The following is a 9,726-nucleotide window of genomic DNA, read 5'->3' as shown; positions in this document are numbered from 1 at the left end:
CCCGACACCAAGTCCATCTCACGCAAAATGAAGATCGCCTGCTGGCGGCAAGCCTTCTTCTTCGAGCTCTTTGCTCATATGCGATAGCCCTGCCCCTGTGGGGGAGGTGTCGGCGAAGCCGACGGAGGGGGGAGTTGGCCGAGGTGGGTCAGCTCCCTCCACCGGCGCATACGCGCGGCCTCCCCACAGGGGGACCGTTGCGAAATTGGCTGGTTGTGATTCCCTGCTGTTGAGGCGGGAGATTGACGATGTCGGTGAAGGCGACGGGGCAGCTTGGGTTTGGTGAGCTGGGGCTGGGTCGGCGGCCTGGTAGCGCGGCGCTGGAGCGGGTGTCTGGGCTGGTGGATTGGGCGGGTTTCGAGAAGGCCTTGGCGGGTCTTCGCGAGGACGGTCCTGGTCGACCTGGCTATCGCCCGTTGCTGCTGTTCAAGGCGCTTTTGCTGCAAGCCTGGTACGGGCTGTCGGACGCGGAACTGGAGTTTCGGCTGGGCGACAGCCTGTCGTTCAGCCGTTTTGTGGGGCTGAGCCTGGAAGACGCGGTTCCCGACCACACCACGCTGTGCCGGTTCCGCAATCGGCTGGTGTCCCAGCGCCGGCTGGAGGGTTTGTTCGACGAACTGGATCGTCAACTGGAAAGGGCGGGCCTGGTGCTCAAGCAGGGCGCGATGCTGGACGCCACTCTGATCGAAGCCGCCACGTCCCGGCCGCCGCACGGCCAGGAAGATCAGGCCAAGGATCCGGACGCGGCCTTCGCCAAGCGCCAGGGCAAGCCAGGCTCGGCCTATGGCTACAAGGCCCATGTGGGCGTGGACCAGGGCTCGGGCCTGGTGCGGGCGGTGATCACCACCCCGGCCAATGTCAACGACACCACGCCGGCCGACGACCTGATCCGCGGCGACGAGGCGGCCGTCTACGCCGACAAGGCCTATGACACCCACGCTCGCCGCGCTCGGCTCAAGCAGGCCGGGGTCAAGCCTCGGCTGATGCGCCGGCCCAGCCAATATCACCCCCTTAGCGCCCGCCAGCAACGCTTCAACGACCTGGTCGCCCGTCGTCGCGCCGCTGTCGAGACCACCTTCGCCACCTGGAAGCGCCGGATGGGCCTGACCCGGACCCGCTATGTCGGCCTGGCCAAGGTCGCCGGCCAAGTCCTACTCACCGCCATGGCCTTCAACCTGCGCCGCGCCGCCGTCCTGACGGCCTGAACACGCCACAACTCCGCCCTGACATCGACAAAACCTCCCTTCGGAGGCCACCACAGGCCGCTTCCCCCCTCCAACCCCGCTGATCACCGCGTAATGCAGCGGTCCCCACAGGGGGAGGGACCTCCTAGGCGGCGCGGATGCCGCTGTGCTGTTCGGCGGCCTGGGCGCCCACCACGGCGTCGTAGCCCAGGATCATGTCGACATCCCGGCCGTTGCTGGCCAGGGGCAGGCGCAGCCACAGGATCGACATGTGCGGAGAGCCCTTCCAGGCCAGGCTGTGCACGCCCACGCCCGGCCGGCGTTCGGTGACCACCTTGCCCAGTTCGCGGCGCCAGTATTCGACGGCGGCGCTGTTGTAGACGTCCTCCAGCGTGCGGCCGGTGATCTCGCGGCCATAGACCGAATAGAGGCCGGTGCCGGCCAGCCGCAGGCGGTAGTCGACGTCGCCCTCGGGGCCGCGCTTGACGTCGATCAGGCTGACGGTCGGCAGCATGCGCTTGATGCCGGAAGGATGCAGGTCGACGCGCGACGGGAGGCTAGCCCCCCGGCGGAGGGACGCCCAGTAGGCGAACATCTCCTGGTGAGCGCGGGCCGCCGTGGCCGATGCGCTCAGCTGCGCGTTCATCTTCAGATTCCTTAACAAGCCGTTGGAATCACGACGATTCACTATGTCTTAAGGACCGAATCGCCGCTAGCGAAAATCACGGCTTACAGCTAAGTTTGTTGAGGCGAGTCAATCCGAAAGCCAAACGTCCAGCACAAAATTCGGATGCCGGAAATCGGTCGCGAAAGCCGCAAGCGATTGTTTGAGTTAAGGTTAATGAACGCTCAGACTCAGATTATGGCTGGCGTTCGAGTCCGTCCCGGGGCGCGTTTTGGCGCTACCACGTGATCGGCTCTTCAACGCCCAAAGCGGCCGGACGTGCGCCCCTCTTGCCGACGCAGGAGCGAAAGACGGCTGTCATCCCGGACGAGCGCGCAGCGCGAAGATCCGGGACCGGGGCGTGAACTCAGCGCTTGCGGCGGTCCCGGATCGGCGCTCGGCTTCGCCAAGCTTGTCCGGGATGACAGCTTTCTTCAGAGCGAACCCATGGGCGATAACTCCGCATGCCGACGGGGCCCCGGTCGCCAGCCTTGCGGGATCCTCATCTACAGGATGCGAGCGCCTGGCGTCAGCCGCCGCGGCCCCGGCGGGCCGGCTTGCGGCCGCCCTGCCCCAAGCCCATCTGCTTGGCCAATTCGGACCGCGCCTGGGCGTAGTTCGGCGCCACCATCGGATAGTCCTTCGGCAGGTCCCAGCGGGCGCGATACTGCTCGGGGCTCAGGTCGTACTTGGTGCGCAGGTGGCGCTTCAGCGACTTGAACTTCCGGCCGTCCTCCAGGCAGATCAGGTAGTCCGGCGTGATGGACCGACGAACCGACACGGCCGGTTCCCGGCTGGCCTCGCCGACGCTCGCCGGGGCCCCGACCGTGGAAAGCGCTTGGTGCACGCTGCGGATCAGGGCCGGCACGTCCGCCGCCGCGATGGTGTTGCCGCCGACATAGGCGGCCACGAGGCTCGCCGTGACTTCAATAAGGTCGAACTGCTGGTCCATTGTCTTGTCGCTCCCCCGACTCGTACTGGCCCGCTAGGAACCAATTCAGTTTTGGATAGCAGGTTATTACATACTCGCAACATAGACGTACGAACATCTACCATGCAAAGCGGTCGGTGAACTGGTCCGGACCCTCCGCAGTACAGCCTTCAGTTGATAGAAATCTCGACTTCAGAAGGGAACCGACCGAGTAATATTCGCCGAACACATTCAACGGCCGAGGCCGATCAGCGCGCGAAGTCTCGGGAGAGCGCCAGCATGGCGGCGCGCTGCGGCACCGAATACTCGTCCACGGCCGCCTCGTCGCCCTCGCGGATGGCCTTCAGCAGGGCCGGCGTCATGGCCGAGGACAGCGACCAGTTCCAGTAGCGCAGCATGGTCTGGGCCCGGTCGACCGCGATGGTGTCGAAGGCGGTCAGCACGCGTTCCAGGCCCAGCGTCGGCGCGCCGGCCGCATCGGTCTCGGGCCGGCGAAGGCTGCGCCACAAGGCTCTCACGGCGCCGCGCGGCAGGCCGGTGGCCTTGCACAGGATCGCCAGCGGCTCGCCGCCCGGATCGGTGAAGATCTTGGCCCCGGTCATCGGCTTCAGGCCCGACAGGTACGAGATCTCCTCGGCCGTCTCGCGGGTCATGCCGGCCTGGGCCGCGGCGATGGCGTCCTCCAGGCTGTCATAGGGGCTCTTGGCGATGGCGGCGCGATTTCGCTGACGGCGTTCGATGAACTGCAGGGCCTTGCGCGATAGCGGGTCCTGCCAGCCCTCGGCCGAGGCCAGGGGAAAGACGTCGCCGACCGCGTCCTGCAGGATCTCGCGCGACACGGCGAAACGCTGCAGGATCGTGCGCCGCGCCTCGGCGTCCGACCACCAGAACATCACATAGGCGTGGCTGGGCCGCAGCTCGGCGCGCTTGAGCAGCAGCGGGATCAGCTGCGGATTGTCGCGCGACGAGGCGACGATGTTCTCCAGCCCCTGGTGGCTGAAGCGCACCAGCTCATTCTTCAGCAGCGTCTCGATCACCGCCGTCTCGTCCATGTCGACCAGGGCGTCGGCCACGACCTCGCTGACGCCGCGGCGTTGGGCGATCAGCCGGCGATGGTCCTGGGTGCTGTTGTACAGGCAGCTGATCAGGTCGGCGTCGCTGAGGTTGGGCGAGTGCTCCAGCAGGGCCCGCGCCACGGGCAGCTCGTCGCGCAGCAGCAGGCGCACCAGCACCCCGGGCATCTCGGTCAGGTTGGCCAGGCGGCGGGCCACCTTCTCGCGCTCGCCCACCACCGCGTCGCGCAGCATCTCGACCAGCAGGTCGGCGGTCATCGCCCGTTCGAAGGCGTTGATGCGGCTGGCCGGCAGGCAGACCACGTCGGCCAGCCGCTTGAGCAAGGCGGCCCGCGAGCGCGGCGTGGCGGCCGGTTCGGGCTGGGGACTGGCGAAGGGCGCGGTGAAATCGTTCATGGTCGTCCTGACGGCAGCCCGTCCTCGCCTAGCCTAGACCGCAACCCCCTTAACGCCTGATGAGCGGTCCCGAACAGGCCGAAACGGGACTGTGCGCCGCTTCGCCCGGCTCCGCCACCTGGCAGGGCCTCAGCGCCACTGGCCGGGACGCGAGCGCGGTTCGATCTTCAGCGCGTTGGCGCCCTGCACGTAACGCTCGCGGAAGGCGTCGCGACGCGGGGCCGCCTCGTGGCGTGGCTCCTGGCGCGAACGATAGTCATGGATCTCGGCGCCCACCCGGTAGCCGCCCAGCTGCCGCTCCAGGTCCTCGGCCTCGGCGGCCAGGGCGCCGGCGGCGGCGGCGGACTGCTGAACCATGGTCCCGTTCTGGTGAATCACCTGGCCCATCTGGTTGACGGCGGCGTTGACCTCGGCCAGGCCCCCGGCCTGTTCCTTGGACGAAGCGGCGATCTCGCCGACCAGGTCGTTGATCTCGATCACCTGTCCCAGGATCTGGTCCAGGGTCTGGCCGGTCTCGCCGACCAGCTTGACGCCCTTGCCGACCTGTTCGCTGGAAGCGCGGATCAGGGTCTTGATCTCCTTGGCTGCGTCGGCCGAGCGCTGAGCCAGGGCCCGCACTTCCTGGGCGACGACGGCGAAACCCCGACCGGCGTCGCCAGCCCGGGCGGCCTCGACCCCGGCGTTCAGGGCCAGCAAATTGGTCTGGAAGGCGATCTCATCGATGACGCCGATGATCTGGGTGATCGACTGCGAGGACTTCTCGATGCCGCCCATGGCCTCGACCGCCTCGCGCACCACCTGGCCGCTCTTCTCGGCGTTGGACCTGGCGCTCTGGGTCACGCCCCGCGCCTTCTCGGCGTTGTCGGAGCTCTTCTTGACCGTGGCGGTGATCTGGTCGAGGGCGGCGGCGGTGCGCTCCAGCCCGGCCGCCTGGCGCTCGGTGCGCTGGGCCAGGTCGTCGGCGGCGGCCGAGATCTCGCCGCAGCCGGCGCGGAGGCCGCGGGCCGCGCCCAGCACGCCGGCCAGGGTCTGCTGCAGGTTGTCGACCGCGGTGTTGAAGTCGCTCGGGATCTTGCGGGCTTCGACCGGGAAGGCGTCCTCGCGCACCCGCGAGATCAGGTCGCCCTCGGCCAGCTTCTCGACGCCCTGGCCCAGGGCGTTGACGGCGGTCAGCTGGGCGCGGGCGTAGGTCTCGACCTCCACTAGGCGGCGGCGCTGCTCGGCCTCGGCGGTCGCGCGCTCGGCCTCTTCGGCGGCGCGGGCCGCCTGGTCGCCGGCCAGCTTGCGCTGGACGCCGTCCAGGCCCTTGGCCAGCGCCTGGACCTGCGAGTCGTCGGTGGCCGGCGAGGCCAGGGGCCGGTCGTACTGGCCCGCGCCCAGGGCGTCGACCGAGCGGCTCAGGCCGTCCAGGGCGCGGCGCGTGGCGTCGTTCCACGCCAGCAGGCCGAGGACTAAGGTCGCGACCAGGGTGACCATGCCGGCCATGCTGAACGGCGACACCAGGCCCGGCCCGCCGAACGCCGCCCAACCCAACTGGCTCAGGCCGGCCATCAGGCCCACAACGACGATCAGCCTCCAGCCCAGGGACAGCCGATTGAACCCGCTCATCTACGAATCTCCGCGGCCCAGCTCGGCCGTCTCCGAGACATGGCGACTGAGTCCTAACGCCTCATTAACCATACCCGCGCCGCGACATTTTGGCGGGGCTTCGTCGCCGGCGTCTTTGTCAAAAGACGCTTTCCTCGCGGGATCGTGGCGATCCAGCGAGCATGGGAACGTTGACGGGCGGGTCTACCAATTGGCGGTCGCAAAAGAGCCCGGGAGGGCTCCTAGGCCGGTGCGTCCTAGGCCCGCTCGACCAGCACGCCCGGCCGTTGAGGGTCCAGCCCGAACGTTACCGGCAAGTGGCGCACGTGCGGGGTCTGCAGGTTCAGGGCCTTGGCCCCGCGCGCCACGGCCAGCTTGCCCAGGGCGGTGGGGCCAAAGCCGTCCTGCACGCGGGGCTTGGCGCCCAGCCGACGGCGCAGCACGCCGTTGGCGTAGATGACGTTGGCGCGCATCAGGGCCGGCGGGGTCATGAATTCGATCGAGATCGAGACGTTCAGCATCGGTCCGTTCTCGATCCGGTGCGGGGCGTTCTGCCGCCAGGTGACCATGGTCCCGGGCGTCAGGTCGTAGGCCTGGGCGCCGGCGTCCCAGGCCGGGTCGAAGGCGAACTGCTCGGCCGTCTCCTTCAGCACGATCCGCTCCAGCGCCAGCTCGCCGACATAGGGGTCGGCGACCGGATAGACCCAGACCTTCTTGCGGCCGCGGATCTGCCACAGCGACACCAGCGGCACGTCCAGGTGATAGAAGACCTGGGCGTTGGCCGAGCTGATCAGCATGCCCAGGTCACGCTTGAAGGTCTTCAGTCCCGGGACGCGGGCCTCCTTCTCGGCGAAGATCTCGTCGCAGAGGGCGGCGTAGTCCGGCACGAAGTCGTTGGTCTTGCGCAGGTTCAGCCAGATGCGGCCGGCCTGGGCGGCCTCCAGCAGCTGGTCGCCGGTCAGCTTGCCCGCCGCGCCCTTGCGCCAGGTGGTCCAGGCCTTGGGGTCCTCGCCCATGGTGAACACGCCCAGCTGGTCGCGCGGATACTGGTCCAGCAGCCGCGCCAGGCCCTCGTCGTCAAACATCGGCCGCTGGTGCAGGCCGTGCTGGAAGACCAGGTTCTCGCGGCCGAAGACCTTGGTCTTGTCGTCGGTCCAGTCGCTGATGATGCTCACGACGCGGTCCTTCCGTAGAATTGGATCTTGAACGGCCCCCACCACAGAGTCTTGCCCAGGCCCCGGGCGGCGCGGTCCAGCCAGTCGGCGCGGTCGCCGGCTCGGGTCAGCCACTTGAAGCCGGCCACCAGGCCGAACAACGCGCTCTGGACCACCCCGACGGCCATCCACCGGGCGACGCCCAGGTGGTCGGGCGGAACGGCGGCGGCGCAGTGGGCCGAGGGACCCTGGCCGTAGGCGAACGCGCGGCGGATCGTGTAGTCCAGGCTCAGCCGGTCGGGCACGGGGTCTTCCCAGACCCAGGCCGCCGGCTCCCAGGCGAACCGCGCGCCGCCGGCCTGCATGTGGCCGAACAGCATGTCGTCCTCGCCGCCGATGGCGTTGCGCTCGACCGCGAACGGCGCGACCGGATCGGGCAAGGCCGCCCGGCGCAGCAGGCTGTCGCCGCAGCCGTAATAATGGTCGATGACCCCGGCCTCGGTCGGGCCCTCGCGCGAGAAGAAGCGCTCCAGATAGTCGCGATGCCGGATCACGCTGGCGGGGGCGCGGGCCCGAACCGGGCCGAACACCACGTCAGCCTGGTAGCGAGCCTGGGCGGCCAGCAGCGCGGCCAGCCAGCCGGCCGGAGCCTCCTCGTCGTCGTCGAGGAAGGCGATCAGCTCGCCCGACGCCCTGGCCATGCCGGCGTTGCGGGCGTTGGCCACGCCGGGGCGCGGCTCATGCACGTAGTGGACGGGAAACGGGGCGTGGGCGGCCAGCTCGGCGACGGCGGCCTGAGCCGACGGCGCCTGGTCGTTGTCGACCACCACCAGCTCCAGGGCGGCGAAGTCGACGCCGACCTGGGCGAACACCGAGCGCGCCGCGACGGCCAGGCCGCCGGGACGTCGTTGGGTGGGGATCATGACCGTGACGCGCATGGGAACTCCAGGCTTTGGGCCGAGCTTACCCGCTCCGCCTTTGCGCTTGGTTAGCGAAGGCGTCGACCAAACCGCGCATCCGTCCGCCCATGGTCAGCTCGACGCTGGCGATGGCGTCCATGCGACGGGTCAGCCGCCCGACGGGACCCGCGCCCCGCGAGCCGGCCAGGGCCATCACCCCGTCCAGCGAACTGGCGACGCGGCCGGCGACGGTCGCCGCGGTCGCGGTCCCCTCCCCGATCTCGACCTGGCTCAGCGCGTAGGCGCCCTTGTAGTGGTCGTGACCGGGGCCGAGGTCGTAGCGGTGCAGGTCCAGGCCGGGCATGGCGGCGATGGCGCGCATGAAGAAGATCTGGCCGGGCGACCACTCGCCGAAGGCTGGATTGGTCGAGGCGATCCACGGATGGAACACCCCGGCCAGCCGTACGCCGAAATGGCCGGCCACCAGCTGGCCGCCGGCATAGAGGTTGATCATCAGGCCCTGGAACGGACCGGTCTGCCTTTGGAACAGGTCCAGCAGCAGGTTGCGGCTCCATTCGGGGCGCAGGAAGTCGTGGACGCCGGTGCGCTCCAGCTGCTCGCGCTTCCAGGCGATCAGCTGGTCGAAGGCCTCGCGCGAGTGGTCGGGACCGACCAGCGCGATCTCGCCGATTTCGCGCTCGAGCTTGTTGTCCAACCGGCGCCAGTTCTTGATCTTCTTGGGACTGGCCGCCCGGACCGCCTCCAGATAGGTCTCGGCGTCGGTGTTGCCCAGGGCGATCACGTGGGCCAGCCTGTGCTCGTTCGGACCGAAGACCCCGAAGGGATCGACCAGGCCGGTGTAGCGGAACGCGGTCAGTTCGGCGGCCCGCAGCACCTCGGGGGCGCGCAAGCCGGCCGCCGACCGCGAGACCAGCCCATGATAGTCCGACAGCGGCGAGCCGATGGGCCGAGCCATCGCCCCGGGGCGACGATGATGCGCCAGGAAGCCGAGGGTCTCGCCCCCGCGGCGGATCACGGCCACCCGCGCGTCCTCGCGTACAGCCCCGACGGCGTTCGCGAAGTCAGGACCCAGCAGCGGGCTGCTGAAGGCCAGGTCGGCCGCCGCCATGTCGCGCCACGTCCGCAGGTCGGCCTCGGCCAACTCGCGCGGGTGAAGGGTTTCAACGTCCAGCATCGCCATGTGTCCTAATCCGATCCGGTTAGGGAATGATGTGGATCAGGACTGCAACCGCCGGGCCACCTTGTATCGGCGACGATACGCTTCCAGGAGAATCCTGTGGGCGAAACGGGATCAGGCGAAGGTGGCCTTCAGGATGGCCTCGAGACCTTGCTGGTCCACCGCGTCGAAGGCGGCGGGCTGGTCGGAATCGACGTCGAACACCGCCAGCAGCGTTCCCGACGCGTCGAACACCGGCACGACGATCTCGCTGCGCGAGCGGCTGTCGCAGGCGATGTGTCCCGGAAAGGCATGGACGTCCTCGACCAGCTGGGTCTGACCGGTAACCGCCGCCGCCCCGCAGACGCCCCGCCCGAAAGCGATGCGCAGGCAGCCCAGGGTGCCCTGGTAGGGGCCGACCACCAGCTCACGCTCCTTGGCCGGATCGACGACGTAGAAGCCGGTCCAGAAATAGTGGTCGAAGCTGCTGGCCAGCATCGAGGCCACCGTCGCCATGCGGGCGGTCAGGTTGGTCTCGCCGTCCAGCACCGAGGCGATCTCGTCGGCCACCTCGGCGTAGCGGGCGGTCTTGTCGCCGGTCAGGGTCTTGTCATTGAAAGCTTCAGCCATGGGCGGGGATATAGCGCGTTTGCGGAGGGAT

9 protein-coding genes are annotated in these 9,726 nt (G+C 68.9%); 1 reads left to right on the top strand and 8 read right to left on the bottom strand.

Annotated elements, in window-relative coordinates; genetic code table 11:
• Nucleotides 1–248 precede the first annotated feature (248 nt).
• On the top strand, nucleotides 249–1,205 hold the full coding sequence (locus J2X41_RS21000) for an IS5 family transposase (protein ID WP_310085368.1): 957 nt from the start codon (nucleotides 249–251) through the stop codon (nucleotides 1,203–1,205).
• A 124-nt stretch (nucleotides 1,206–1,329) separates the two neighbouring features.
• Here the strand turns inward: J2X41_RS21000 and J2X41_RS20995 are convergent, their stop codons facing one another.
• The 8 genes from J2X41_RS20995 to J2X41_RS20960 form a co-directional block, all read right to left on the bottom strand.
• The gene (locus J2X41_RS20995) at nucleotides 1,330–1,836 is read right to left on the bottom strand and encodes a PAS domain-containing protein (protein WP_310085389.1); all 507 of its coding nucleotides are present in this window, start codon (nucleotides 1,834–1,836) and stop codon (nucleotides 1,330–1,332) included.
• A gap of 541 nt (nucleotides 1,837–2,377) precedes the next feature.
• Nucleotides 2,378–2,800, bottom strand: coding sequence for a MucR family transcriptional regulator (locus tag J2X41_RS20990; protein WP_310085366.1), 423 nt, complete (start codon nucleotides 2,798–2,800; stop codon nucleotides 2,378–2,380).
• A 227-nt stretch (nucleotides 2,801–3,027) separates the two neighbouring features.
• A complete protein-coding gene (locus J2X41_RS20985; RefSeq protein ID WP_310085363.1) occupies nucleotides 3,028–4,248 on the bottom strand; it encodes a DUF2336 domain-containing protein in 1,221 nt (406 codons plus the stop codon).
• A gap of 129 nt (nucleotides 4,249–4,377) precedes the next feature.
• Nucleotides 4,378–5,856 carry a methyl-accepting chemotaxis protein gene (locus J2X41_RS20980; RefSeq protein WP_310085360.1) on the bottom strand — a complete coding sequence of 493 codons (1,479 nt, stop codon included), beginning with the start codon at nucleotides 5,854–5,856 and terminating at the stop codon, nucleotides 4,378–4,380.
• Between the two features lie 236 nt (nucleotides 5,857–6,092).
• Nucleotides 6,093–7,124 carry a hypothetical protein gene (locus tag J2X41_RS20975; RefSeq protein WP_310085358.1) on the bottom strand — a complete coding sequence of 344 codons (1,032 nt, stop codon included), beginning with the start codon at nucleotides 7,122–7,124 and terminating at the stop codon, nucleotides 6,093–6,095.
• On the bottom strand, nucleotides 7,007–7,927 hold the full coding sequence (locus J2X41_RS20970; RefSeq protein ID WP_310085355.1) for a glycosyltransferase: 921 nt from the start codon (nucleotides 7,925–7,927) through the stop codon (nucleotides 7,007–7,009). Before J2X41_RS20970 ends, J2X41_RS20975 begins: the two co-directional genes overlap by 118 nt.
• A 25-nt stretch (nucleotides 7,928–7,952) precedes the next feature.
• Nucleotides 7,953–9,083, bottom strand: coding sequence for a GNAT family N-acetyltransferase (locus J2X41_RS20965; RefSeq protein ID WP_310085353.1), 1,131 nt, complete (start codon nucleotides 9,081–9,083; stop codon nucleotides 7,953–7,955).
• A 117-nt stretch (nucleotides 9,084–9,200) separates the two neighbouring features.
• A complete protein-coding gene (locus J2X41_RS20960; protein WP_310085350.1) occupies nucleotides 9,201–9,695 on the bottom strand; it encodes a GAF domain-containing protein in 495 nt (164 codons plus the stop codon).
• Nucleotides 9,696–9,726 lie beyond the last annotated feature (31 nt).

This window comes from Caulobacter sp. BE254 (assembly GCF_031457295.1).
Classification (GTDB): Bacteria; Pseudomonadota; Alphaproteobacteria; order Caulobacterales; family Caulobacteraceae; genus Caulobacter.
Note: the sequence above shows the minus strand (reverse complement) of the source record. Positions and strands in the feature narration are given on the sequence as shown.